This is a genomic window from Azorhizobium sp. AG788 (assembly GCF_943371865.1).
Classification (GTDB): Bacteria; Pseudomonadota; Alphaproteobacteria; order Rhizobiales; family Xanthobacteraceae; genus Azorhizobium.
This window is the reverse complement of record NZ_CALRWL010000013.1, coordinates 94,896-120,588: the sequence shown is the minus strand read 5'-3', so window position 1 is coordinate 120,588 and position 25,693 is coordinate 94,896. Positions and strand designations below refer to the sequence as shown.

The following is a 25,693-nucleotide window of genomic DNA, read 5'->3' as shown; positions in this document are numbered from 1 at the left end:
GGGCCCGCGCCGGATGCGCATACGGGCCGCGCGCCAGAGCGCAAAGCGATGCGACACCGCATCGCTCCGGTATGAGGTCGGCGCATTAATCGCATCGAAAAACGGAACCTTGGCCTGTAAGCTGCGTTGGCGAACGGTCGAGACCGAGCTAAGGGTTTCCCACCCGCAACCGGGTGGGCACCATCGGGGCCCGTTTGGAGGAAGGTCACTATGAAGACTGTTATTAAAGCCGGCTTTGCTGCTGCGCTCGCTTGCGCCAGCATCGCATTCGCCACGGCTCCCGCGTCTGCGGCGTCGATCCAGGTCGGCACCCTCATCTGCACTGTGGAGCCCAACGTCAGCTTCATCATCGGTTCGGTCCGTCAGCTCGACTGCAACTTCCGTCCCGCCGTCCGTGGCGTGGCCAAGGGCAGCTATGCCGGTGTCGTGCGTCGTTTCGGCCTCGACGTGGGCATGAGCGGCAAGCAGACCCTGGTGTGGGGCGTGCTGGCTCCGACCCGCAACGTGAAGCCGGGCGATCTGGCCGGCGTGTATGTGGGCGCTTCCGCCAATGCAGCCGTCGGCGTGGGCCTCGGCGCCAACGCGCTGGTGGGTGGTTCGCGCAATTCCTTCACCCTGCAGCCGGTGTCGGTCGAAGGCGGCACGGGCCTCAATGTCGGCCTGACCGTTTCGGACCTGACGCTGACCGCGCGTTGATCCTGAGTGTCCCCGCCTTCACCGGCGGGGACACCTCTTCTTCGTTTATGCGCCTTCCCGTGGAGGCGCTCATCCCCGGCCCGGCCTTTGACGCCGGCGCCCCGCATCGCGTGCCGAACGCGGATGCCGCGAGGGACCACATGATTCTCACAGCCAGATCGCACCCCACAGCCTGGCGGCACCCGAATGGCAGTCCGGTGTCGCGCCATCGGGTGCTGGCGCCGGTCCTCGGCCTGACCGTGCTGGCCCTAACGGCAACCCAGGGGCGAACCCAGGAGACGCCGTCGGCGCAAACGCCGCGCATCACCCGCACCGCGCCGCCGGTTCCCACATCCCGGCAGGGCACCGTTCTGGATGTTCCCGCCACGGCTGCGGCCACGCCCGCCGCGCCTGAAGGGGCAGCGCCTGCGCCCGTGACGGAGGCCCCTTCCGCTGCAACCGCCCTGCCCGCCCCCAGCGCGGAGGCGAAAGCGGACGCGGCGGCCAATGGCCGGGTCGAATCCGGCCTCCTGGAGTGCAAGGGGGAAATGGCCACAGCCTATGGATTTGGCTCCACCCGCGGCATCACCTGCGAGTTTCGCCCGGCAGCGGGGGTGAACCAATATTATACCGGCACGCTCTCCCGGGTCGGGCTGGACTTCGGCGTGTCCGACCAGGCCAGCATGATCTGGATGGTGCTCGCCACCACCCGGCAACTGGGCCCCGGTGCGCTCGCCGGCGAGTATGTGGGGTTCTCCAGCGGCGCGGCGCTGGGACCGGGCTTTTCGGCCAATGTGCTGATGGCCAAGGACGCCACCACCGGCATTGCGCTCCAGCCCTTGAGCGTATCGTCGGATTCCGGCCTCAGCATCTCCTTCGCCGCCGCCGGCCTCACCTTGACCCCGAGCAAGGCCCAGCGGCACTAGGCCGGTCGCGCTTTCGTGCCTCACCTCGGTGGGCCGGGCCGGGCTTGAGGCCGAAGCCCGATGGCGCCGCCTTTGGCCACCAGGAGCGACCGGCAGCAAAGCCTGGCTGATGCACCGCCCGCGCCTCGGCCGGCTCGACCCTGCCGTGCGGCGGTTTGCGGACGAACTGAAGGCGGCGATCTTAACGCTGCCGCTGCATGGTCGCACCATCGACGCGAAGGATTTGCTAGAACAGCAGGCAACACTGGTCTCAGGAGCCCCCTCGGCTCCGGTTCGGAGAGTGAAAGAATGGTCGCGCGCGTCATCACCGTGGATCCATTTGATATCGTGGTGTTTGGCGCCACCGGCGATCTGGCGAAACGCAAGCTGCTCCCGGCGCTGTATGAGCGCGACCTGGCCGGCCAGATCCCGCCGGAGGCGCGAATCATCGGCGTCTCCCGCCGCCCCATGACCCGCGAGGAATTCCAGGCCCTTGCCCGCGATGCGGTGGAAGATCGCGACGGCATCGACACCACCGAGGCGGAGCGGCTCGCCCGCTTCCTCGACCGGGTGGATTATGTGGCGGTGGACGCGGTCTCCGACGAAGGCTGGGACGATCTCGCCGCCCGCCTGGACGATGGCGGCGACCGCATTCGGGTGTTTTATCTGGCGGTGGGGCCGGACCTGTTCGACGACATCTGCAGCCGCATCGGCGCCCACAAGCTCGTCACCCCCAAGAGCCGGGTGGTGGTGGAAAAGCCGGTGGGCAAGGATCTGGACTCCGCCCGCGCCGTCAATGAGGCGGTGGGCAAGGTGTTCCGCGAAGAGGCGGTGTTCCGCATCGACCACTATCTCGGCAAGGAGACGGTGCAGAACCTGATGGCGCTGCGCTTCGCCAATGCCTTGTTCGAGCCGATCTGGAACAATGCCCATATCGACCATGTGCAGCTGACCGTCGCCGAGAGCCTCGGGGTGGCGGGCCGCGCCGGCTATTACGACACCGCCGGCGCCCTGCGCGACATGGTGCAGAACCACATGCTCCAGCTTCTGTGCCTGGTGGCCATGGAGCCGCCCGTGTCCATGGACGCGGACGCGGTGCGCGACGAGAAGCTGAAAGTTCTGAAAGCCCTCGTGCCCATGAACGAGAAGACCACCCCCACCCTGACCGTGCGCGGCCAGTATCGGGCCGGCGCCTCGTCCGGCGGCGCGGTGGCGGGCTATCTGGACGAATTGGGCTCGCCGGAAAGCGACACCGAGACCTTCGTCGCCCTGAAGGCGGAAATCGCCAATTGGCGCTGGGCGGGGGTGCCGTTCTATCTGCGCACCGGCAAGCGCCTCGCCAGCCGGGTGTCGGAGATCGTGGTGGCCTTCCGCCCCATTCCCCATTCGGTGTTCGACAATCAGGCCGGGCCGCTGATGGCCAATCGCCTGGTGATCCGCCTTCAGCCCGACGAGGGCGTGAAATTGTGGCTGATGATCAAGGATCCCGGCCCCGGCGGCATGCGCCTGCAGCATGTGCCGCTGGACATGAGCTTTGCCGAGGCGTTCGGGGTGCGCAATCCCGATGCCTATGAGCGCCTGCTCATGGACGTGGTGCGCGGCAACCAGACCCTGTTCATGCGCCGCGACGAAGTGGAAGCGGCGTGGAAATGGATCGACCCGATCCTGGACGCCTGGCGCGCTTCGCGCGAGCCGCCCAAGCCTTATACCGCCGGCACCTGGGGGCCTTCCGCCGCCATCGCCCTGATCGAGCGCGACGGCCGCACCTGGATGGACGACTGACCCAGCAGGCGGGGCCAAGCCCCGCCCGCTCTCCGGCCTGGCCCGATCCGCGGCCAAGCTCCCGCGAGGCCCCGCCATGATTGACGCCGCTCCCGTCGCTCCGCTTCCCGTCGCCTTCACCGCCTATGACGGGCCGCAGGCCCTCGCCCAGGCGCTGGCCGCCCATGTGGCCGAAGCGCTGCGGGCGCGGATCGCCTCCCATGGGGCGGCCTCCCTGGCGGTGTCCGGCGGACGCACCCCCGCGCGATTTCTGGAGGTCCTGTCCGGCGCGCCCATCGATTGGGCCAAGGTCACCGTGACCCTGGTGGACGAACGCTGGGTGCCGGAAACCTCGGACCGCTCCAATGCGGCCCTGGTGCGCACCCATCTGCTGCGCGGCCCGGCGGCGGCTGCGCGCTTCATCCCGCTTTATACCGGCGACCCCACCCCCGAAGACGGACTGGAGGCGGCCCATGCGGCGCTGGCCGATCTGCCCCGCCCGCTCACCGCGGTGGTGCTGGGCATGGGCGATGACGGCCACACCGCCTCCTTCTTCCCCGGCGCCGCAACCTTGGCCGCGGCCATCGATCCGCGCACCGATGCGGACCTGATGGCGGTGCATGCGGCGGCGGCGGGCGAGCCGCGCATCACCTTCACCCTCGGCCCGCTGGTGGGGGCGCAGGCGCTGTTCCTCCATATCGAGGGCGCGGGCAAGCGGGCGGTCCTCGACGCCGCACGGGAACCAAGCGACCCGGCGGAGCGTCCCATCCGCGCCATCCTATTGCATAGCCCACGCCCGCTTGACGTGCTGTGGTGTCCCTGACGGAGACTTCGCCATGACCGACATTTCCCCTGCGCCCGATCATGCGCCCCAGGCCCGCCAGCGGGATGCGGCCGCCTTGGACGCGGCATGGGCGCAGCTGGCGGCGGTGCGCGAGGCCACCCGCGCCCAGCCTTTGGCCAGCCTGTTCGACACACCGGGCCGGTTCGAGACCTTTTCGGCGTCCCTGGGCGACCTGCTGCTGGACGCCTCCAAGACCTCCCTCACCGCGGAGGCGCTCGCCGGCCTGATGGCGCTGATGCGCGCCGCCGGCGTGGAGGCGCGCCGCGACGCCATGTTCGCCGGCGACCACATCAACAGCACCGAGGATCGCGCGGTGCTGCACACCGCTTTGCGCGATAGCGGGGTGGACCCGATCCTGGTGGATGGCGACGACATCAAGCCGGGCATCGCCGAGACCCTGGCGCGGATGGGCACCTTCGCCAAAGCCATCCGCTCCGGCCAGATCGCCGGCGCCCACAATCATCGCTTCACCGATGTGGTGAACATCGGCATCGGCGGCTCGGACCTCGGCCCGGCCATGGCGACGCTGGCGCTGGCGCCCTATCACGACGGGCCGCGGCTGCACTTCGTCTCCAATGTGGACGGCGCGCACCTGACCGACGTGCTGAAGCCGCTGAACCCGGCAACCACATTGTTCATCATCGCCTCCAAGACCTTCACCACCATCGAGACCATGACCAATGCCCGCTCGGCGCGGGCCTGGATCGCCGCCGCCCAGGGCGAAGGCGCGGTGGGCGCCCATTTCGCCGCCGTCTCCACCGCCTTGGACAAGGTGGAGGCGTTCGGCATCGACCGCGCGCGGGCGTTCGGCTTCTGGGATTGGGTGGGCGGGCGCTATTCGGTGTGGTCCGCCGTGGGCCTGCCGCTGATGATCGCGGTGGGGCCGGCGCTGTTCGCCGATTTCCTGGCCGGCGCCGCCGCCATGGACGAGCATTTCCGCCATGCCCCGCTGGAGCAGAACCTGCCGGCGCTGCTGGCGGCGGTGGGCCTGTGGCACCGCAATCTGTGCGCCTATCCCACCCGCGCCGTCATTCCCTACGACCAGCGCCTCGCCCGCCTGCCGGCCTATCTCCAGCAGCTGGACATGGAGAGCAACGGCAAGAGCGTGACCCTGGACGGCCAACCGGTGCCCCGGCCCACCGGGCCGGTGGTGTGGGGCGAGCCCGGCACCAACTCCCAGCACGCCTTCTTCCAATTGCTGCACCAGGGCACCGACGTGGTGCCGGTGGAATTCCTGATCGCCGCGCAAGGCCATGAACCGGGCATGCGCGACCATCAGGATCTGCTGATCGCCAATTGCCTGGCGCAGTCGGAAGCCCTGTTGCGCGGCCGCTCTCAGGCGGAATCGGAGGCCCAGCTCCGCGCCAAGGGCATGGATGAAGCCACCATCCAACGTATTGCACCGCACCGGGTTTTTCCCGGCAACCGGCCTTCGGTGACCTTGGCTTACACCTTGCTGGACCCCTTCACTTTGGGGCGGATCGTGGCGCTCTACGAGCACCGGGTGTTCATAGAAGCCGCGGTCTGGGGCATTGACGCCTTCGATCAATGGGGCGTGGAGCTGGGCAAGGAACTGGCCACCGACTTTCTGCCCGCCGTCACCGGCGCTGCAGTGCCGAAGGGAACCTCCGGTTCAACGACGGGAACGCTTTCGCATCTGCGAAGCCTCGCGCCTTCCTGAAGGTCATTGGCATGCAGGCGCAGAGGGGCTATCTGCGTATTTTGTATACCACAGACGTTCGGAATTAGGTCAGTATGTCATCCGTAATCCGACGGGTCGCCGTTGTGGCGGCCCGAACGAGCGGCACCCCGATCGTGCCCGGAGACAGCTATGACCACCACCGAAACCACCCTCTCCCGCCTCCTCGCCGCTGCCGGTGCCCTGCTGCGCGCCGCCGTTCCCGCCGCCAGCCCGGTGATGGCCGGTGGCGCGTCCCTGAACCAGGCTGACGCGCCGCGCGCAGCGTTCGGTGGCCAGAAGCGCGAGCAGGACGCCGTCGAGCCCGCCATCGCATCCTTCCCGCGCGGCCTCTGACGTCCAGCCTGTTGAACCGCGCCGGGCCGCGCTGACACGCGCCCCCTAAACGCAAAGATCCCCGGGCAAGCCCGAGGATCTGCAAGGCGCAAGCGCCGCACGGCATCGGCGCTCTCTCACCGAGCGAGCGCCCGAGGAATCGATCCGATCGGGTTGAACACCCGAACCCGGTCACGCCGGGGGCGGAAGGCCATGCGACCTCCCGCCCTGCCGAACCACCTATTTGGCGACTTCGGCCCGACCCTTGACCACATCGTCCGCCGTGGTGAGCGCGGCCTGGGCCACGAAGCGCGAGCGCATGGGCTTCAGGACGAACAGGGCCATGAGGGCGGCAATGGCATTCACCGCCGCGGTGATGGTGAACACCAGATCCCAGTTGCCCAGCTGCGCCACCGCGATGGAGGCGAACGGCACCACCAGGGACGCGGTGCCCTTGGCGGTATACAGCAGGCCGGCATTGGTGGTGGCGAACTTGGAGCCGAAGGTATCGCCGCAGGTCGCCGGGAACAGCGAGTAGATCTCGCCCCAGGCGAAGAAGACGAGGCCGGTCAGCAGCACGAAGGCCAGCGGGTTCGAGCCGAAATGGGCCAGAGCCAGCACGCCCACCGCCTCAAGACCGAAGGCGATGAACATGGTGTTCTCGCGGCCGATATTGTCCGACACCCAGCCGAAGAACGGGCGGGTGAGGCCGTTGAGCACGCGATCGATGGACAGAGCGAAGGTCAGCGCCGGCATGGTGATGCCGATCAGGCTCACCGGCACGTCGGCGATCTGGAAGTCCTTGGCGATGGAGCCCAGCTGCGCGGTGGCCATCAGGCCGCCGGCCGCCACCAAGGCGAACATCAGATACATGACCCAGAACACCGGGGCCTTGGCCATCTCGCCGGGGCCGTAGTTGCGGCGGCTCTGCACCACGCCCTTGGACACGGTCTTGGGCACCTGGCCTTCCTTCGGGGCGAACAGGAACAGCGCCAGCAGCAGCACGACGCCGCCCTGGAGCAGGCCGAACACCATGAAGGTCTGCTGGTAGCCGGCGCTCTTGATCATCGAAGCAATGGGCACGATGGTCAGGGCCGAACCGGCGCCGAAGCCGGCGGCGGTGAGGCCGGCGGCCAGACCGCGACGATCGGGGAACCACTTCAGGGCCGAACCCACGCAGGTGCCGTAGACGGCGCCGGCGCCGATGCCGCCGATGGCCGCGGACACATAGAGCAGGGTCAGGGTATCGGCGATGGAGTTCATCGCCCAGGCGGCGGCGCACAGGATGCCGCCGATGAACACGACGATGCGCGGACCGAACTTATCCACGAACCAGCCCTCGATGGGGACCAGCCAAGTCTCGGTCACGACGAAAATGGTGAAGGCCACCTGAATGGCCGGACGGCCCCAATGATATTTGTCATTGATCGGCTCGACGAACAGGGTCCAGCCATATTGCAGATTGGCGATCATCGACATGCAGACGATGCCGATGACGAGTTGCATCCAGCGACCGCCGAACGGCCCCTTGGTTGCGGTTTGAATTGCCGGCATTTCCTTCCCTTCCACACGTTGGTGTCATCGAATGCGCGTCGATGAACGGCCCGTGACGGTCGCCATTCTTATCGCTGGTCTTCATTTGGCGTCCGACCAGCTCGCGTACCGTCACCCTGATCGCATGAAAAAATGCCAGGCCACATGCTAATTACCGTTATGTAACCGCTACCACTTACCGTATTTCCCAGATTTTCGAATGTGTTTTATAGATCTTCCGCGCGTCATTTTCCACATAAATGCGCGTTTAATTTCAGAGCTACAATCCCATGCGCGTTTTCTTTTTCAGACTCACCTCCCTATTGAATCATATTCATCGCGATTTCAATTCACACCGCATTCCGCCATCGGCCTCGCTATCGCCCGAGCGGCGCTGCGGGCAAAAAAAAGGCCCCGGCAAAAGCCGGGGCCGCGAGGGGCCGCCCGAGGGCGGCTGAGGGACCGTTGATCAGGCGCGCGCGCCAACCTCGCGATCGCGCACGGCATTTGCCGCTTCCGCATTGAGGCGATGGTGGCGGGCCAGCATCGGCTTCAGGATGAAGAGCGCCGCGAACGCTGCGGTGAGGTCCATGGCCGCCACCACATACAGGACGACTGCCCAGCTGCCGGTGGCTTCCATCAGGATGTTGGCCAGCGGAACCAGCAAAGCGGCAAAGCCCTTGGCGCAATACAGCACGCCGTAAATCTTGCCCACATGCTTGCTGCCGAAAGTATCGGCCGCCGTCGCGCTGAACAAAGAGTAGACTTCACCCCAGGCCAGGAACACCACGCCGCTGAGAATGATGAACGCCCACGGATTGTGACCGAACGTTCCCAAAGCGATGATGCCGAGACCTTCCATGGTGAAGGCGAAGAACATGGTCTTCTCGCGGCCGATATGGTCGGAGATCCAGCCGAAGAACGGGCGGGAGAAGCCGTTGAGGATGCGGTCCAGCATCAGAGCGAACGGCAGGGCGGCCATGGCGAAGAAGTACAGGTTGACCTGCACATGCTTCACGCCGAGATCTTCGGCGATCACGCCCAGCTGCGCCACGGCCATCAAGCCACCGGAGACGGTGCAGATGAACATGCCGAGCATGACGTAGAACACCGGGGTCCGCAGCGCTTCACCCAGCGTGTAATCGCGACGGGACTGCGCGACATTCGCCGAATACACGATTTCCCGATTGCCGGGCGCCCGCAGGAAGCCAGCCGCCAGCAGGATGATGGCACCCTGGATCAGACCGAACAGGAAGAAGGTCTGCGAATAGCCGGAGGTCTTCAGCATGTTGGCGATCGGGATGATCGTCAGCACGGTGCCCGAGCCGTAGCCCGCCGCCATCAGACCCACCGCAAGGCCGCGCTTGTCGGGGAACCACTTGAGCGCGCTGTTCACGCAGGTGGCATAGACGCAGCCGACGCCGATGCCGCCGATGACCGCACCCAGATAGAAGCCGTTGAGCGAGGTGGCATAGGAATTCACCACCCAGGACAGGCCGGTAAAGAAACCACCGACCAGCACCACGGCGCGCGGGCCGTACTTGTCGATGAAATAGCCCTCGATGGGCGTCAACCAGGTTTGAACCACCACGAAGATGGTGAAGGCGACCTGGATGGAGGCGCGGCTCCAGCCATTCGCCGCCTGAATTTCAGGAACGAAGAGAGTCCACGAATATTGGATATTGGCGGCAGCCACCATACAGACGATGCCGGCGATCAATTGCAGCCAACGCACTGAAGGTGCCTGACCGCTCCCTGCTTGAGCAACCATGTTTCCTAACCCCTGCTGATGATTTTGGTCTTGTTATCGGATGGAGAGAGACGCCTTGCCCTCGTTGTTTTCCCTCATGCAAGGCGGTGGGACCGGGACGAAACTGCGACGTTGGACGCGAAAACCTCTTCGCTGATGTGAAGAGCTGTGGTGACGACTCACGCGGCCCCGGAGGCCCGCATGCTGGCGATGTCGTCGGGTTCAAAACCGATCCAGGCGAGCACGTCTTCGGTGTGCTCGCCCAGGAGCGGCGCCCGCTCCACCTCGACCGTGCTGTCGGAGAGGTGGATGGGGGAGGCGATGGTGACGTAATTGCCCCGCTCGGGATGGGGCACGTCCACCAGGAAGCCGCGCTCATAGAGGCTGCGGTCTTCCAGGATGTCCTTGGTGGAGAGGACGGGGCCGCACGGCACATCGATGGCCGAGAGGGCCTTCATCACCTCGAACTTGGTGCGCTTGCGGGTCCAGGCCTCCACCACCTCGAAACAGGCGTCCAGGCGCTCGGCGCGGGCCTCGTGGGAGGCAAAGCGGGAATCCTCGATCAGATCCTTGCGGCCGATCAGCCGCATCAGCGGCGCCCAGCCCTGGGGCTGGATGATGACGTAGCAGAAATCATTCTCGCCCCCCGGCGCGCAGCGAAGGGCCGCGCCCGGCTGGCCGCCGCCGGAGGCATTGCCCGCCCGCGGCACTTCCTCGCCCTGGGGGGCGCCGGGATACTCGCTCAAGGGGCCAGAGGCGAGGCGCTGCTGGTCGCGCAGCTTCACCCGCAGCAGATTGACCACGCAATCCTGCATGGCCACGTCCACCCGCTGCCCGACCCCGGTGACGGTCCGCTGATAGAGCGCGGCGAGGATGCCGGCGACGCAATGCACGCCGGTGCCGGTGTCGCCGATCTGGGCGCTGGAGGCGGTGGGCGGACCGGCCTGCCAGCCGGTGGTGCTCATGGCCCCGCCCATGGCCTGGGCGATGGTCTCATAGGCCTTGGCATCCTGGGACGCGCCCTCGGCGAAGCCCTTGATGGAGGCATAGATCAGCCGCGGATTGATCTCGCGGATGCGCTCGAACGAAAAGCCCTGCCGCTCCAGCACGCCGGGGCCGAAATTCTCCACCAGCACGTCGCAGCGGGAAATCAGGCGCACCAGGGCATCCTGGCCCTGGGGCGACTTGATGTTCAAGGTCACGCTGCGCTTGTTGGAATTGAGCATCGCGAAATACAGACTGTCCACATTGGACCGGTCGCGCAGCTGGCTGCGGGTGATGTCGCCGCGGCGCGGCATTTCGATCTTGATGACGTCCGCGCCCATCCAGGCGAGCAATTGGGTCGCCGAGGGTCCGGACTGTACGTGCGTCATATCGAGGACGCGCACGCCTTCGAGTGCCTTGGCCATGCCTCTAAACCCCTGGAACCTACCCTTGATCTTTCCGATGCCGATCTTGTGCCGGCCTCTGGAACTTGCGAATGCGTCCAAGCTGTATTTGCGGGTAGACCCCGCATTTCACACAGTCCACAGTATGACGTATACCAAGTACAAACTAGACTAGCATTCCGCAACGGCGGTCGCAAATGTTTTGCAATCCGCCGCCGGCAAGAATTTCTACCGCAGTGCAGCGAGTGCAACCGTCATTCCACTGCGCGCCTGATCCGCGTGGGAGGCCACTTCGGACTCGTGCAGATAGTGGCGCATGAGGTCGGTGGCGCTGATCACGCCCACCAGATTGTGCTCCACCATCACCGGCAGGTGGCGGACCTGATGTTCGTTCATCAGCCGCAGCACGGTGACGATGCTGTCTTCCAGCGTGCAGGAGATCACCGCCCGCTTGAGGAAGGTGGCCACCGGCAGGCTGGTGATATTAGCGCCGTGCTCGGCCAGGCCCCGGGTGACGTCGCGCTCGGAGAACACGCCCACCACCGTATTGCCTTCGGTGCGGCACACATCCTTCACCACCACGGAGGAGACATTCTCCCGCCGCATGATCAAGGCGGCCGTGGCCACGGTCTCGTTCATCCGCACCGTCACGATCCGCGTGTCGCGCTTTTCGCGCAGGATGTCGTCCACTGTGATCATGGCATTCCTCACCTAGCTGGAGCTCCGCGGTTCGTCCGCGGTGGATATGCAGCGCCTGAGGCCGGCCGCGTCGGGCTTACGCCCTCGTTCCTTGGAACCATGCTGGTATGCAGAATACGTAATGTCAATAAGCAGTGCCGAAGCCGGGCGGGCGTCTTTACGTTGCGCTGCAACCTGTTTTCTCGCCTTTTTCGGTTGTTCCAAGGCTTGCTTGCCCTGTTCAAGGATCGATGCGACACAGTATCTTGTATTCGCATGTCACGATCGCCCGGGACCGCCCGCCCGCGCGGGGCGCTGCGATGGGAGACCCTCCTGAGAGCCCTCGCGGGGGTCCTCATGGGGCATGTACATTGGAACATGCAGGTTGGAATGCGCCCCTGCGAAGCGTGGCGCGGCTGGATCAGGCAAGGGTCACATGACGTACCAGGATATCAACGTGAAGCCGATCGAGACCGAATCGAGCTTCCGGATGAAGGCCTACAAGGCGCTCAAGGCCGCCATCATGGAGATGGACATCTACGCCCATGACGAGGAGATCCGCCTCGAGGAGCGCCAGTTGTCGGAAAAGCTCGGGGTGTCCCGCACCCCGATCCGCGAGGCCATGACGCTGCTGGAGCAGGAAGGCTTCGTGCGCTCGGTGCCGCGGCGGGGCATCTTCGTGGTGCGCAAGACCAAGCAGGAAATCCTGGAGATGATCACCGTCTGGGCGGCGCTGGAGGGCATGGCGGCGCGCCTGGCCTCGCAGATCGCCTCCGACGGCGACATCAAATTGCTGCGCGAGAATGTCCGCGCCTTCGCCAATCGCAATCCGGAAGAATTCGTCTCGGAATATTCCGAGGCCAACCTCGCCTTCCACAAGCTCATCATCCGCATGTCCGGCTGCGAACTGCTGGCGGAGACCACCGACAACCTGTTCCCGCACATGCGCGGGGTGCGCAAGGTCACCATCGGCCAGGATCATCGCGCCCAGCGCTCCATCCTCGACCATACCCGCATCGTGGAAGCCATCGAGAAGCGCGACGCCGATCTGGCCGAGCGCCTGGTGCGCGAACACACTTTGGGCCTGGCCAAGCATGTGGAAGCCCACGGCGACTTCCTGGACTGAGGCCCCTCGCCCCCTTTCAAAAAGAAAAGCGCCCGGACCAATCGGCCGGGCGCTTTCTTTTGACACCGCCGGTTCAGGCCGGCCGTCACGCCACCTTGCGGGCGGCCATCAGGTCCACGAAGCGCTGGAACAGATAGTGGCTGTCGCGCGGGCCGGGGCTCGCCTCGGGATGGTACTGCACCGAAAACACCGGCTTGTCGGCGAGCGCCATGCCCGCATTGGAGCCGTCGAACAGCGAGACATGGGTCTCCTGCGCATTGGCCGGCAGGCTGTCGCGATCCACCGCGAAGCCGTGGTTCATGGAGGTGATCTCCACCTTGCCGGTGGTCAGGTCCTTCACCGGGTGGTTCGCCCCGTGATGGCCCTGGTGCATCTTGATGGTGCGCCCGCCCACCGCCAGGCCGATCATCTGGTGGCCGAGGCAGATGCCAAAGGTGGGAATGTCCTTGGCGATCAGTTCGCGGATCACCGGCACCGCATATTCCCCCGTGGCCGCCGGATCGCCGGGACCGTTGGAGAGGAACACGCCATCGGGCGCCAGTGCCATCACGTCGGCGGCGGAGGTGGTGGCGGGCACCACGGTCACCTTGCAGCCGGCGGAGGCCAGCAGGCGCAGAATGTTGCGCTTCACCCCATAGTCGATGGCCACCACATGGTACTTGGGCTCCAGCTGCTCGCCATAGCCCACATTCCAGGCCCATTCGGTCTGGTCCCAATTGAACCGCTGGGCCGAGGTCACGCCCGGCACCAGGTCCATGCCTTCCAGCCCGGGCAGCCCCTTGGCGCGGGCCTGAAGGGCGGGAATATCGAACACGCCGTCGGGATGGTGGGCCAGCACCGCATTGGGCATGCCGCCCTCGCGGATCACCGCGGTCAGGGCGCGGGTATCGACGCCGCTGATGCCGGGAATGCCCCGCGCCTTCAGCCACTGGTCCAGATCGCGGGTGGCGCGATAATTGGACGGGTCGGTGATGGCGCTGCGCACCACCACGCCGCGCACGCCGGAGACGGCCGCGGCGGACACCGTCTCGATGTCCTCTTCATTGGTGCCCACGTTGCCGATGTGCGGAAACGTGAAGGTCACGATCTGCCCGGCATAGGAGGGATCGGTGAGGATCTCCTCATAGCCGGTGATGGCGGTATTAAAGCAGACCTCGCCGGTGCCCTCGGTGGCCGCACCGAACCCGAAACCTTCGAGAACGGTGCCGTCAGCGAGAACCAGCAGCGCGGTGGCCTTGGGTTCGGTCCAGCCCTCAGCGGGGCCGGCGGCGGGTGCGTCTTGTTCCTGCGTCATGGATCGCCTAAATAAGGGGTTGCGCGCGGCGATGCCAGCCATGCGCGCGAATTTGTGCGCCGATGCCCGGCTACCTGAGGATGCCGCTGGTGACAAGGGCCGCGCCCGCCACCCCAGATCTGCGCGCCAAGCGGAGCCACTGCCCGCCCTTGGCGCCTACCCAGAAGTTATGAGGACCCCCGTGCTGCGTGACGAGATCAATACGGCGCTCAAAGAGTCGCTGAAAGCCCAGAACAAGTGCCGCACCTCGACCCTGCGTCTCATCAACGCCGCCCTGAAGGACCGCGACATCGAAGCGCGCGGCCATGGCAAGGACCCGATTTCCGACGACGACCTGCGCGCCTTGCTCGCCAAGATGGTGAAGCAGCGCGAGGAAAGCGCCAAGATCTATGCGGACAACGGCCGCCCGGAACTGGCCGCGCAGGAGCGCGAGGAAATCACCGTCATCCAGGACTTCATGCCCAAGCAGCTGTCCGAGGACGACACCCGCGCCGCCATCACCCGCATCGTGGCGGAGATCGAGGCCAAGGGCATCAAGGACATGGGCCGGGTCATGGCCCTGCTGAAGGAGCGCCACGCCGGCGCCCTGGATTTCGGCAAGGCCTCCGGCTGGGTCAAGGACGCCCTGACCGCCGCCTGAGGGCGCGGCCCGGAGTGGCGAGCCATTGAGGAACCTGACTGTCCCCCGCTCCAGCCGGGGGACAGCGGGCATAACTCGTTCGAAGAAGCCCCGGGCAGGCGGTTCGACGCTGTGCCCCCGCGCGCAACGGTGCAGGTGATGCTATAATGCACGGCTGCGATGATGCCCCGCTTGGCCGAGAACCCGTAACGCCGCATGCGCTTTCCGCCCTCTTTCCTGGATGAGATCCGCGCCCGGCTTCCGGTGTCGGAAGTGGTGGGCCGGCGCGTCAAGCTGAAGAAGCAGGGCCGCGAGTTTGCCGGCCTCTCCCCCTTCAATGCGGAAAAGACCCCGTCGTTCTTCGTCAACGACCAGAAGGGGTTTTACCACTGCTTCTCCTCCGGCAAGCATGGCGACGTGTTCGATTTCCTCATGGAGACCGAAGGCACGCCCTTTGCCGAGGCGGTGGAGCGCCTCGCCTCCATGGCCGGGCTCGCGGTGCCGCAGGAGACCCCCGAGGCCGCCGCCAAGGAAGCGCGGCGGCGCGGCCTGCATGAGGTGATGGAGCTGGCCACCGCCTATTTCGAGGCCCAGCTCCAGGCCCGCGCCGGCGCCAAGGCCCGCGGCTATCTGGCGGATCGGGGCCTGGGCGCCGCGACCCAGAAGCGCTTCCGGCTCGGCTATGCCCCGGCGGATCGCTTCGGCCTGAAAGAGGCCCTGGGCAAGGCCGGGGTGCCGGTGTCGGACCTGATCGAAACCGGCATGCTGATCGCCGGCGACGAGATCCCGGTGCCCTATGACCGCTTCCGCGACCGGGTGATGTTTCCCATCACCGACCTGCGCGGGCGGGTGGTGGCATTCGGCGGCCGGGCGCTGGAAAAGGACGTCCCGGCCAAATATCTCAATTCCCCCGAGACCGTGCTCTTTCACAAGGGCGCCCTGCTCTACAATGCGTTCGCCGCCCGCGCCGCCACCCAGAAGGGCGCCCGCCTCATCGCCGTGGAAGGCTATGTGGACGTGATCGCCATGGTGGAGGCCGGTTTCGAGGGCGCGGTGGCGCCGCTCGGCACCGCCCTCACCGAGGAGCAGTTGCAACTGCTGTGGCGCATGGCGGAAGAGCCCATGCTGCTGTTCGACGGCGACAAGGCGGGGAAGCGCGCCGCCTTCCGGGCCATCGGCCTGGCTTTGCCGCATCTCAAGCCGGGCAAGAGCCTGTCGTTCGGCACCTTGCCCGATGGCCAGGACCCCGACGATCTGATCCGCGCCAGCGGACGCGAGGCCATGGAGACGGTGCTGGCCCAGGCCCAGCCTTTGGCCGCCATGCTGTGGGCGCGGGAAACCGAAACCGCCAATCTGGAAACCCCCGAGCGCCGCGCCGCGCTGGAAGCGCGCATCGGCGAGGCGGTGGCGGCGATCCAGGACGAGAATGTCCGCCGCCATTACAAGCAGGATCTCAACGACCGCCTGAAACGCCTGTTGTCGCCGGCCAGCGACTCACGTGGCGGCGGCCGGCGGTTCGAGGGCGGCAGCTGGGGCTCCGCGCCCAATGGGTCGGGACGGGGCGGGTTCGGCCGCGGCGGCGCGCGCGGCGATGGTCGCGGCGGACGGTTCCAGCGCGAGGCGCCCCTGATCATGCCCGGCGGCGAGATTTCCCGCACCGCCGTGGTGCGCGGCCCGCTGGCCAGCCTGCCGCGCAATGAGGCGCTGCTGCTGTTCTGCCTGCTCAGCCACCCCTGGCTGATGGACGAATTCGGCGAGGACGTCTCCGATTTGCCGTTCGCCAATAAAGAGGCCGACCGTTTGCGCCGGGCGCTGCTGGAGGCGCATCTGGACGGCGCCGAGGATAGCGACGCCTTGGCCGCGCACCTCTCGCGGGAGGATTTGGACGCGCTCGCCCAGCGGGTGCGGGCACTGGCCAACCCCAGAATGGACTGGCCCGTATACCCCAATACCGGCGCAGAAGATGTTCGGCTCTGGTGGTCGCAGCGCTCGGCCTTGCATCGCAAGGCTTACACGCTATCTAGGGAACTACGGGAAGCTGAACGCTCTTTGGGTGAGGACCCTAGCGAGGCGAATTTCGCCTGGTTGAGGGACGTCCGGGAGCGTTTGTCCGCTGCTGAGGGGACGGAAGCACTGGTCGAAGGGTTCGGCGCCACATCGGGGCGCGGAGGCACGCGATCGGTGTAGGTGCCCTGGCGGTGTCGCTGTTCTGCGCTTTTTGAAGGGCCGCCATGCGTCTTCCCGCCGTTTAGGGGTTGGAGGCGTGTTCAGGCTGGTTTAACGGGATCGCAATAGGGTGGGCCCGAGTTGAGTTGGAAGCGGGCGGGCGCGTCGATTCGCGGCGCACCGCCTTTTCGCCGTCGTGCGGCGATGTGCAGGAGATGTCCATGGCGAAGCAGGCCACCGAGACGACCGAAGCTCCGGAGAAGGAGGTCGACGCCCCCGACGGGCCGTTGCTCGACCTCTCGGATGCGGCTGTCCGGAAGATGATTAAGCTCGCCAAGCGCCGCGGTTACGTGACTTACGAGCAGCTCAACGAAGTGATGCCCTCCGAGGAGGTGACCTCCGAGCAGATCGAGGACACCCTCGCCATGCTCAATGACATGGGCATCAACGTGATCGAGGCCGAAGAGGCCGAGACCGAGGAAGCGGCCGAGGAAACCGAGACCCCCGAGGAACCGGAAGAGGTCGAAGGCGGCGAACTGGCCGAGCCGACGCCCCGCGCCGTGGTGCGCTCCGAGACCAAGTCCGAGCCCGGCGAGCGCACCGACGATCCCGTGCGCATGTATCTGCGCGAGATGGGCAGCGTCGAGCTGCTGTCCCGCGAAGGCGAAATCGCCATTGCCAAGCGCATCGAGGCCGGTCGCGAGGCGATGATCGCTGGCCTGTGCGAAAGCCCCCTCACCTTCCAGGCCATCATCATCTGGCGCGATGAGCTGACCGAAGGCCGGGTGCTGCTGCGCGACATCATCGATCTGGAAGCCACTTATGCCGGCCCCGAGGGCAAGAACGGCCCGGCCATCATCGAGGGCGAGACCGCCCTTGCGCCCGAAGCCGGCGAGGATGGCATCCTCGGCGAAGGCGCCATGCCCAATGACGACGAAGACGACATGGAAAATTCCCTGTCGCTCGCCGCCATGGAGCTGGAGATCAAGCCGAAGGTGGTGGAAACCTTCGACCGCATCGCCGACAGCTACAAGAAGCTGCGCCGCCTGCAGGACCAGAACGTCGAATCCAAGCTGAAGAACGAGACCTTGTCGCCCGCCCAGGAGCGCAAGGCCAAGAAGCTCAAGGAAGACCTCGTTCTCGACGTGAAGTCGCTCTCCCTCAATCAGGCGCGCATCGATGCCCTGGTGGAGCAGCTCTACGAGATCAACAAGCGCCTCGTGAGCCTGGAAGGCCGCCTGCTGCGTCTGGCCGAGAGCTATGGCGTGACCCGCGACGACTTCCTGCGCCAGTACCAGAGCTATGAGCTGGACCCGAAGTGGCTGCTGCGCGTCTCCAAGCTCGGCTCCAAGGGCTGGAAGGGCTTCGTCGCCCACGAGAAGGACGCCATTCACGTCCTGCGCGGCGACATCCATTCGCTCGCCACCGAAACGGCGCTGGAGATCGCGGAATTCCGCAAGATCGTGCAGATGGTGCAGAAGGGCGAGAAGGAAGCCCGGCAGGCGAAGAAGGAAATGGTCGAGGCCAACCTGCGCCTCGTCATCTCCATCGCCAAGAAATACACCAATCGCGGCTTGCAGTTCCTGGATCTGATCCAGGAGGGCAACATCGGCCTGATGAAGGCGGTCGATAAGTTCGAATATCGCCGCGGCTACAAGTTCTCCACCTATGCCACGTGGTGGATTCGCCAGGCCATCACCCGCTCCATCGCCGACCAGGCGCGGACCATCCGCATCCCGGTCCATATGATCGAGACCATCAACAAGATCGTGCGCACCTCGCGCCAGATGCTGCACGAGATCGGCCGCGAGCCGACCCCGGAAGAGCTGGCCGAAAAGCTGGGCATGCCGCTGGAGAAGGTCCGCAAGGTTCTCAAGATCGCGAAAGAGCCCATCTCCCTCGAAACGCCCATCGGCGACGAGGAAGACAGCCATCTGGGCGATTTCATCGAGGACAAGAACGCGGTTCTGCCCATTGATGCGGCGATCCAGAGCAATCTGCGCGAGACCACCACCCGCGTGCTGGCCTCGCTCACGCCCCGCGAGGAGCGGGTGCTGCGCATGCGCTTCGGCATCGGCATGAACACCGACCACACCTTGGAAGAGGTGGGCCAGCAGTTCAGCGTGACCCGCGAGCGCATTCGCCAGATCGAAGCCAAGGCGCTGCGCAAGCTGAAGCACCCCTCCCGCTCGCGCAAGCTGCGCAGCTTCCTGGACAACTGAGGCGCCGGGCAACCAGCCCGCCTTCGACGTCACAGCAAAACGGCCCGGCGCAGTCAGCGCCGGGCCGTTTTGCTGTGTAGGCGTGTATCCCGCAGTGCAGAACCAGCCTCATGCAAGCTGGCGGTTGCATGATGGCGGTATGATTGAGCGCCCACTCCCCCAGCGCTACCCCGAATCCGGCCTGCTCTGCGCTTTGCTGCTGGCCGCCTGTGCGGTGGTTGCCTTCGCCACGCTCACGGTCTGAGGCCGGAGCACACGACCGCCCTGCCCGCGCTGTGGCGCCGGTGGGCGCATGGCTGGGCGTGCGATCCTGCGCCGCCCGCGATCAAAGCGCAGCGGGTCAGGATTGCAATCTGAAACCCAACATCTTCCGCCCGCGCTCGCATCGCGCGGTGCCCGCTCAGTGGGGCTTGTTGGTGGTGTAATCCACCCAGCCGAGGACGCCGGCAAAGCCGATGAACATCACGATCACGGCGGACAGGAACAGGGCACCCTGGGTGGTCATGGCATTGCCTCCGATTATGCCGGAAAGCCTAGGGAGAGAAGGACACGGCGCCCATGATCTGGATCAATGCCGCCTCCCGCCTCGCCGCCGCGCCTTGCCCTCGCTCTCGCCCGCATCCGGGCCTTGCGCCCGCCGCGATCGGGGCGGAACATCCCTGCCAGGGGCCGGTTGACCTGATGGGTCGATCCAAGGCCCGGCATCCTGGGAGGGAGCCATGAGCACGCTGTCATCCATTCGATCCGCCATTGCCCGGCATGGGGCCGACCTGTCCGCCCCCGCGCCGCTGGCCCCCACTGATGATGGGGCTGGCGCGCCCCATCTCCCCTTCCCCACCGACCGCCATGCGGCGGCGGCGGCCACGCCGGCTCTGACCGCCGCGCTGGCGGCGGCGCCGGGCAGCGTGTCCGGTGGCGCCTCCGGCGGCATGTCCGGTGGCGTCCTCGGCGCCATCCCCTCGCCGCGCCCGGTGTCCCGCCGCACGGCGGGTGCCGACACGGTGCTCGACGCCCTCGCCGGTGCCCGCGCCGCTGAGCATCTGGACTGGCGCCACTCGCCCACCGATCTCCTGACGCTGCTGGAGCTGGACGCCAGCCCGGCGGCGTTGCGGCAGTTGGCGGACGAACTGGGCTGTGGCGACGCCGCGGATCTGTCCGACGCGGTCAATGCCCGGCTGCGCGGGCATCTGGCCATCCCGCACGCCCCGGCCCCGCCGCTGCGCCGCGCCTCCTGACGCGCCCTCCTCGCCCCGCCCTCTGCGGGCCGGGAATGCAACCGCAGGCATAAGACTTGCTTTCCCTTCTCCTGCGCGGCGGCATCGCAGCCGCTGCGCCGCGTCCGCGCGGGTGGAGAATGGAGAAACCAAGAATGCCGGCAGGGATGGAATTTGATCGCCGCAGCCTCCTCCAGGGCACCGGAACCCTGGGGCTTGCCATGCTGCTGGGCGGCGGTGCCTCGGCGCAGCAGAACCGCAACGAGACCTTGCTGGTGGTGCAGGAACTCGGCCCCAACAGCCTCGACATGCACGGCGTCGGCTCCAACCAGACCGTCAATGGCCTGAGCTGGAACGTCTATGACCGCCTGCTGACCTATGCCGCCGTCACCTTGCCGGACGGCACGCTGTCCTATGACCGCGCGACGCTGGCGCCGGAGCTGGCGGAGAGCTGGAAGGAAGCGCCCGACGGCATGTCCTGCACCTTCATGCTGCGCAAGGACGCCACCTTTCACGACGGCACGCCGGTCACCGCCAAGGACGTGAAATGGTCGTTCGACCGCGCGGTGAGCGTCGGCGGCTTCCCCACCTTCCAGATGTCCGCCGGCTCGCTGGAGAAGAAAGAGCAGTTCGTGGTGGTGGACGACCACACCTTCCGCATCGACTATGTGCGCAAGGACAAGATGCTGCTGTTCAATGTGGCGGTGGTGGTGCCGTTCATCATCAACTCCACCCTCGCCCAAAAAAACGCCACCACGGATGATCCCTGGGCGATGGCCTGGCTGAAGGCCAATGAGGCCGGCGGCGGCGCCTATAAGGTGGACAGCTGGAAGGCCGGCACCGAGACGGTGCTGTCGCGCTTCGACGGCTGGAAGAACGGCAAGATGCCCAGCATCCGCCGCATCATCATTCGCGACGTGCCCTCCGCCGGCACCCGCCGCGCCATGCTGGAACGGGGCGATGCGGATCTCTCCTCCGGCCTGCCGCCGAAGGATTTCGATCAGCTGATCAAGGAGAACAAGGTGAAGGTGGTCGGCGTGCCGATCCCCAATTGCCTCTGGTATGTGGCGCTCAACACCGCAAAGCCCCCGTTCGACAATGTGAAGCTGCGCGAGGCGATCGCCTGGGCCATGCCCTATCAGCAGATCCAGGACAATGCCTTCTTCGGCCGCGCCAAGCCCATGTATGGCGCCGCCAGCGGCACGCCCACGAGCGCGGTGTGGCCGCAGCCCTATCCGTTCCGGACCGATCTGGACAAGGCCAAGGCGCTGCTGGCGGAAGCCGGCTTTCCCAATGGCCTCGACACCACCTTGTCCATCGATGTGGGCACCGCCACCGTGGGCGAGCCCACCGCCCTGCTGATCCAGGAAAACCTCAACAAGATCGGCATCCGCACCACGGTGGAGAAGATCCCCGGCGCCAACTGGCGCACCATGCTGAACAAGAAGGAGCTGCCCATGGCGCTCAATCGGTTCAGCGGCTGGCTGGATTATCCGGAGTATTATTTCTACTGGAACCTGCACGGCAACAACTCGATCTTCAACATCTCCGCCTACAAGAATCCGGAGATGGACAAGCTGATCGACAAGGCCCGCTTCAGCTCCGACCCGGCGGAATATGAGGCCACGGTGAAGCAGTTCATCGCGCTGGCCATGAAGGACCTGCCCATCGTGCCGCTGAACCAGCCGATCCACGATGTGGCCATGCAGAAGAGCGTGTCCGGCTATGAATTCTGGTTCCACCGCGAACCGGACTATCGCCAGTTCACCAAGGGCTGAGGCTCAAGCCTGCGATTATCCCCTCCCGCACGCGGGAGGGGACCACTCAGAACTTCCAGGCCAGGGTGCCCTTGACCGCATTCTCGCTCATGCCGGAGGCCAATTGGCCGCTATAGGCGAGGCTGACCTCCAGCGTCTCGCCCAGCTTCGCCCCGATCCCCGCGCCCAGCACCAAGGCATCTTGCGCCAAAGGCGCACCGGCCACCGTGAACGGCAGCGAGCCAGCGGCGAAGGCGAAGGTGGTGGTGGGGGTGAGATCGCCGAATGCGTGCTGCCAGCCCAATGTCCCGGACAGGGTCAGCGGCGGCGCCGCGCCCATGGCGAGCACCGTGGACGCCCGCACGCCGAGCGTGGTGGAGAGCGTGTCGAACGTACTGGACTGCGCGGTCAGCGCCGACGGCCCAAGGGTGGCCGGGCTCGGAGTCTCGGTGAAGCCGTTGGTGGCGAGCGCCACATAGGACAGGCCGGCGAACGGTTCCACGGTCAGCGGCGCCCCCGCGCCCTTCAGCGCGAAGGCATAGCCCAGCTCGCCGAACGCCTGGGCGGTGGTGGCGCCATAGCCCGCTCCATAGGCCTGCGACAGCCCGGCCGCCTGCCCCGGCACCACGGCGGTGCGGTTCACCTGCAGATCGTGCCAGCTATAGGCGAGGCCGGCCCGCAGGGTGAAGGCGCCATTGGCATCGCCGCCGAAGCGGCGCCCGGCATAGAGCGCGATGTCGTACGTGTCGCTCGAGCCGCTGCCGGGCGCGCTGTCCAGGCTGAAATCGGACTGGCCATAGCCGCCGGCAAGGCCCAGCCGCCACTCGCCCACCTTGCCATCAAGCCCCATGAGGAAGCCGCCGATGGAGCGGGTGACCGCGGAGGCGTTGCCGTCGCTTGCCGTGCTGCCCCAGCCGCCATAGGCTTGGCCCCACAGCGTCGCGCCGGAGGCATCCAGCGCCACCGCACGCGGACCACCGGCGAGCGCCCCATCGGCGGCCTGGCTCAGGCGACCGATCACCGCCCCGCGCACGTAAGACGACTGGGTCTGCAGCACGCTCTGGGCCGAGGCATAGGCCTCCCCCGACAGCGTGGTGAACACCCCCGGCACTGCCGTGCTGGGCAAGGTCGCCAGGCTCTGGGCCAGGGATGAGGACAGCGGCAGCGTCTCTGCCGCCACCGCCACCGCCGCTTCATTGCGGGTGCGGGCATAAGCGGCGAACGGCACGGCACTGCGGTTCAAGGTCAAGGTGCCGCCCGCCAGCGAGCCGCCCAGGAAGGGATAGAGCGCCCCGACGCTGCCGAAGGCGGCGCTGGAGACGGTGAAGTTCGAGGCGATGGCCCCGGCGCTGATCACCGCATAGGTCGCGCCCAGTTGCGGCGTGAAGCCGGCGCCGGGCACCAGCACCATGGACGCTCCGCCCGCGGTCAGGGTGCCGCCCACCACCAGGCGGTCGGACTCGCCGGGCGCGCCCAGTTCCACCAGCAAAGCAGAACCCGGCTGGAACGTGGCATTGCCGGCCACGATGGTGGTGCCGATGGAATTGCCCGGCGACACCACCGCGCCGGAGCGCACCGCCAGCACCCCCACGCTGCCGTTGCCTGACAAGGTGCCGCCATTGTCCAGCGTCCCGGAGATGGTGCCGTTGTTGGCCAAGGCGCCGGTATTGGTGACGGTGCCGGCCAGCGTGCCACTGTTGATCAGGATGCCACTATTGCTCAGCGCTCCCGTCACCACGCCGCTGGTGGTGAAGGTGCCCGACGTGCTGACCGTCCCGGAGATCAGGCCGGCATTGAGGAAGGTTCCGCTATTGCTCACGCCGCCGGACAAGGTTCCGGTGCCGGTGTTGGTGGCGGTTCCGGAATTGGTCAGCAGCGCGCCCACCCGCCCGCTGTTGGTGAAGCTGCCGGAGGTGGTGACGGTGCCGGACACCGTGCCGCTGTTGGTGAAGCTGCCGGTGCTGCTCACATTGCCCGCCAGCGAGCCGCTGTTGATCAGCGTGCCCGCATTGACCAGGGCCGCGCCGCTCAGGGCACCGAGGAAGGTGCCGGCATTGGCCAGCGTCTGGCCGGCGGCCACCGCATAGCCGTTGCTGGCATTCTGGAAGGTGCCGGCGGGGGCGATGGTGAGCGAGCCGGTGAGCGTGCCATTGAGCACGGAGGCGCCCCGGCTCACCAGCGTGCCGCCGGTGTGGCTTACCGCGCCGTTCAGAATGATGGTGCCGCCGGCCAGGGTGAGGCTGCCCGCCCCGAAAATGCTGCTGTTGAAGGTGGCGGTAGCCGGGGTCGAAATTGTGCTGGCGCTCAACAGCAGCACCGGCAGGTCGGTGGCGAAATCCTGGGTCAGGGCCAGGGTGCCGCTGGCGGCAATCAGTTGCGTCACCGCCGCATTGGTGGCGCCGGAAAAGCCGTTGGCGGCGATGCCGACGAAGCCGCCATCCGCATCGAACAGCACGTTGAAGCCGGCATAGGTGTGCAGGCTGGAATTCACGAAGGTGCTGGCCGGATTGAACAGATAGACCGGGTTCGGGGTCTGCGGATTGGCGGTGTCACCCACCACGAAGCTATAGGTGGCGCTGCCGCCCACCAGGCTCAAGGTCACCAGCGTGCCGTTCGCCGCCTGGGTGGTGGGCGCGCCGGGCAGGCCGATGAAGGCATCGCTCACCCCCGTATCCATCAGCAAGGTGCCGGTGCCGCGCACCGTGCCGGCGGTCACCGTGGCCTGCACCGCCTGCCAGTTGTTGGCGGCGCCGTTCTGACCGGCGCTGGCCAGGGCCAGTTGGCCATAGGTGTAGGCGGCGGCGGAGGTGTTGGCGGCGGTCAGCCCCAGCGCGACGCCGTCGGGGGTGACGATATAGCCCCGCCGCAGGTCGCCCGAGGACATGCCGGCGATGTTGAGGAACGGATTATAGGCCTGGGAGGTGGTGGGCGCGTTGTTCAGATAGCTGGCCGCCGCTGAGGGGTTGGAGGTGTTGACCGCGCCGGTGCCCATGGTGTTGCGGTCGAAGCCGACGCCCATCATCAGCGTATTGCTCTGGCCGTTGCCGGCGTTGCAATCCTGGGCATTGGCGCCGATGCCCAGGCAGGTGGCGCCGGTCACCACCAGAATGGGCAGCGTCGCCTCCACCGTGGCGGGATTTCCCGCCGCGTCCTTGCCGCCCAGCAAGGTCAGCGTGACCGTGTTGTAGACCCCGGTCAGCAACAGGCCGGTCGAATTGTAGAATACCCAGCCCTGCTCGCCGGAGGGGGAAGCGAGGGAGAGCAGATTCGCGCTGATGGCGACGCCGGTGGATCCCGTATCCATGGTCGGGAACAGGGTATTTCCGCCATTGACCTTGACCGCCAGCGACAGCAGCCCACCACCGGCCAAGGCATCCTTCAGGGTGAGGTTTGGATTGCCCTGGCTGGCATAACCCACGGAGTAGGACTGGGTATAGCTGTCGTACAAGGTCCAGTTGGCGGCGCGCGCCATGTCCGGCCCCAGGAGCGCGGCGGCGCCGCATGCGGCGACCACAACACCGGAACAGAGCGGTCGCCTCTTAACAGAGGTCGCCCGACGCAGCGCATTGTCACGATTGGCCATGGCCCCCACCATCTGCCCGATCCGGAGCCCGCAGGCTAAGCAGACAATGAAAAGCCGGTCAACGTCAGAAACAAGGTATCATAAAACCTTAACACAACGATCCAATGGGACGCTTGTTCCCCATTTTATCCGTGCAGATCATGCACGGAGAACCCGAGGCCCAC

Annotated in this window: 18 protein-coding genes; 12 read left to right on the top strand and 6 right to left on the bottom strand. The window is 66.5% G+C overall.

The window, feature by feature from the left end; genetic code table 11:
* The first annotated feature begins 210 nt into the window (after positions 1-210).
* The 6 genes from AAG816_RS10315 (at position 211) to AAG816_RS10290 (ending at position 6,220) form a co-directional block, all read left to right on the top strand.
* On the top strand, positions 211-696 hold the full coding sequence (locus AAG816_RS10315) for a DUF992 domain-containing protein (RefSeq protein ID WP_341989519.1): 486 nt from the start codon (positions 211-213) through the stop codon (positions 694-696).
* Positions 697-893: 197 nt separating this feature from the next.
* On the top strand, positions 894-1,601 hold the full coding sequence (locus tag AAG816_RS10310; protein ID WP_341989518.1) for a DUF992 domain-containing protein: 708 nt from the start codon (positions 894-896) through the stop codon (positions 1,599-1,601).
* A 288-nt stretch (positions 1,602-1,889) separates the two neighbouring features.
* Positions 1,890-3,362, top strand: a complete 1,473-nt coding sequence (zwf, locus tag AAG816_RS10305; RefSeq protein ID WP_341989517.1) for a glucose-6-phosphate dehydrogenase — start codon at positions 1,890-1,892, stop codon at positions 3,360-3,362.
* Between the two features lie 76 nt (positions 3,363-3,438).
* Positions 3,439-4,164: a 6-phosphogluconolactonase gene (gene pgl, locus AAG816_RS10300; protein WP_341989516.1), complete on the top strand. Its 726-nt coding sequence runs from the start codon at positions 3,439-3,441 to the stop codon at positions 4,162-4,164.
* A gap of 13 nt (positions 4,165-4,177) precedes the next feature.
* Positions 4,178-5,866, top strand: a complete 1,689-nt coding sequence (gene pgi, locus AAG816_RS10295) for a glucose-6-phosphate isomerase (RefSeq protein WP_341989515.1) — start codon at positions 4,178-4,180, stop codon at positions 5,864-5,866.
* A gap of 150 nt (positions 5,867-6,016) precedes the next feature.
* Positions 6,017-6,220: a hypothetical protein gene (locus tag AAG816_RS10290; protein WP_341989514.1), complete on the top strand. Its 204-nt coding sequence runs from the start codon at positions 6,017-6,019 to the stop codon at positions 6,218-6,220.
* A 219-nt stretch (positions 6,221-6,439) separates the two neighbouring features.
* On the opposite strand, the gene oxlT (AAG816_RS10285) is transcribed toward AAG816_RS10290, so the two are convergent.
* The 4 genes from oxlT (AAG816_RS10285) to AAG816_RS10270 form a co-directional block, all read right to left on the bottom strand.
* Positions 6,440-7,753 (bottom strand): oxalate/formate MFS antiporter, encoded by a 1,314-nt coding sequence (oxlT, locus tag AAG816_RS10285; RefSeq protein ID WP_341989513.1) that lies wholly within the window; start codon positions 7,751-7,753, stop codon positions 6,440-6,442.
* Between the two features lie 448 nt (positions 7,754-8,201).
* Positions 8,202-9,503, bottom strand: coding sequence for an oxalate/formate MFS antiporter (gene oxlT / locus AAG816_RS10280; RefSeq protein WP_341989512.1), 1,302 nt, complete (start codon positions 9,501-9,503; stop codon positions 8,202-8,204).
* Between the two features lie 158 nt (positions 9,504-9,661).
* A complete protein-coding gene (frc, locus tag AAG816_RS10275) occupies positions 9,662-10,891 on the bottom strand; it encodes a formyl-CoA transferase (RefSeq protein WP_341989511.1) in 1,230 nt (409 codons plus the stop codon).
* A gap of 207 nt (positions 10,892-11,098) precedes the next feature.
* Positions 11,099-11,569 (bottom strand): CBS domain-containing protein, encoded by a 471-nt coding sequence (locus tag AAG816_RS10270; protein ID WP_341989510.1) that lies wholly within the window; start codon positions 11,567-11,569, stop codon positions 11,099-11,101.
* Positions 11,570-11,984: 415 nt separating this feature from the next.
* On the opposite strand from AAG816_RS10270, the gene AAG816_RS10265 reads away from it, so the two are divergent.
* The gene (locus tag AAG816_RS10265) at positions 11,985-12,674 is read left to right on the top strand and encodes a GntR family transcriptional regulator (RefSeq protein WP_341989509.1); all 690 of its coding nucleotides are present in this window, start codon (positions 11,985-11,987) and stop codon (positions 12,672-12,674) included.
* 85 nt (positions 12,675-12,759) lie between these two features.
* On the opposite strand, the gene carA is transcribed toward AAG816_RS10265, so the two are convergent.
* Entirely contained in the window at positions 12,760-13,968 is a 1,209-nt protein-coding gene (carA, locus tag AAG816_RS10260; RefSeq protein ID WP_341989508.1) for a glutamine-hydrolyzing carbamoyl-phosphate synthase small subunit, read from the bottom strand.
* Positions 13,969-14,149: 181 nt separating this feature from the next.
* On the opposite strand from carA, the gene AAG816_RS10255 reads away from it, so the two are divergent.
* The 5 genes from AAG816_RS10255 (at position 14,150) to AAG816_RS10235 (ending at position 21,967) form a co-directional block, all read left to right on the top strand.
* Positions 14,150-14,608: a GatB/YqeY domain-containing protein gene (locus AAG816_RS10255; RefSeq protein WP_341989507.1), complete on the top strand. Its 459-nt coding sequence runs from the start codon at positions 14,150-14,152 to the stop codon at positions 14,606-14,608.
* Between the two features lie 195 nt (positions 14,609-14,803).
* Complete coding sequence (gene dnaG, locus AAG816_RS10250; RefSeq protein WP_341989506.1) at positions 14,804-16,774, top strand: DNA primase; 1,971 nt, start codon at positions 14,804-14,806, stop codon at positions 16,772-16,774.
* A gap of 200 nt (positions 16,775-16,974) precedes the next feature.
* Entirely contained in the window at positions 16,975-18,975 is a 2,001-nt protein-coding gene (rpoD, locus tag AAG816_RS10245) for an RNA polymerase sigma factor RpoD (RefSeq protein WP_341989505.1), read from the top strand.
* Positions 18,976-19,694: 719 nt separating this feature from the next.
* Entirely contained in the window at positions 19,695-20,210 is a 516-nt protein-coding gene (locus AAG816_RS10240; protein ID WP_341989504.1) for a DUF3597 family protein, read from the top strand.
* Between the two features lie 146 nt (positions 20,211-20,356).
* On the top strand, positions 20,357-21,967 hold the full coding sequence (locus AAG816_RS10235; protein WP_341989503.1) for an ABC transporter substrate-binding protein: 1,611 nt from the start codon (positions 20,357-20,359) through the stop codon (positions 21,965-21,967).
* Between the two features lie 46 nt (positions 21,968-22,013).
* Here the strand turns inward: AAG816_RS10235 and AAG816_RS10230 are convergent, their stop codons facing one another.
* On the bottom strand, positions 22,014-25,418 hold the full coding sequence (locus AAG816_RS10230) for an autotransporter domain-containing protein (RefSeq protein WP_341989502.1): 3,405 nt from the start codon (positions 25,416-25,418) through the stop codon (positions 22,014-22,016).
* Positions 25,419-25,693 lie beyond the last annotated feature (275 nt).

Excerpts from the sequence above, each read along its gene's own strand:
- oxlT (WP_341989512.1), bottom strand. The coding sequence starts at position 9,503 with ATGGTTGCTCAAGCAGGGAGCGGTCAGGCACCTTCAGTGCGTTGGCTG.
- AAG816_RS10235 (WP_341989503.1), top strand. The coding sequence starts at position 20,357 with ATGGAATTTGATCGCCGCAGCCTCCTCCAGGGCACCGGAACCCTGGGG.
- AAG816_RS10230 (WP_341989502.1), bottom strand. The coding sequence starts at position 25,418 with ATGGCGCGCGCCGCCAACTGGACCTTGTACGACAGCTATACCCAGTCC.
- pgi (WP_341989515.1), top strand. The coding sequence starts at position 4,178 with ATGACCGACATTTCCCCTGCGCCCGATCATGCGCCCCAGGCCCGCCAG.
- carA (WP_341989508.1), bottom strand. The coding sequence starts at position 13,968 with ATGACGCAGGAACAAGACGCACCCGCCGCCGGCCCCGCTGAGGGCTGG.
- AAG816_RS10265 (WP_341989509.1), top strand. The coding sequence starts at position 11,985 with ATGACGTACCAGGATATCAACGTGAAGCCGATCGAGACCGAATCGAGC.
- dnaG (WP_341989506.1), top strand. The coding sequence starts at position 14,804 with ATGCGCTTTCCGCCCTCTTTCCTGGATGAGATCCGCGCCCGGCTTCCG.
- AAG816_RS10270 (WP_341989510.1), bottom strand. The coding sequence starts at position 11,569 with ATGATCACAGTGGACGACATCCTGCGCGAAAAGCGCGACACGCGGATC.
- AAG816_RS10290 (WP_341989514.1), top strand. The coding sequence starts at position 6,017 with ATGACCACCACCGAAACCACCCTCTCCCGCCTCCTCGCCGCTGCCGGT.
- oxlT (WP_341989513.1), bottom strand. The coding sequence starts at position 7,753 with ATGCCGGCAATTCAAACCGCAACCAAGGGGCCGTTCGGCGGTCGCTGG.
- AAG816_RS10315 (WP_341989519.1), top strand. The coding sequence starts at position 211 with ATGAAGACTGTTATTAAAGCCGGCTTTGCTGCTGCGCTCGCTTGCGCC.
- AAG816_RS10240 (WP_341989504.1), top strand. The coding sequence starts at position 19,695 with ATGAGCACGCTGTCATCCATTCGATCCGCCATTGCCCGGCATGGGGCC.
- pgl (WP_341989516.1), top strand. The coding sequence starts at position 3,439 with ATGATTGACGCCGCTCCCGTCGCTCCGCTTCCCGTCGCCTTCACCGCC.
- zwf (WP_341989517.1), top strand. The coding sequence starts at position 1,890 with ATGGTCGCGCGCGTCATCACCGTGGATCCATTTGATATCGTGGTGTTT.
- frc (WP_341989511.1), bottom strand. The coding sequence starts at position 10,891 with ATGGCCAAGGCACTCGAAGGCGTGCGCGTCCTCGATATGACGCACGTA.
- rpoD (WP_341989505.1), top strand. The coding sequence starts at position 16,975 with ATGGCGAAGCAGGCCACCGAGACGACCGAAGCTCCGGAGAAGGAGGTC.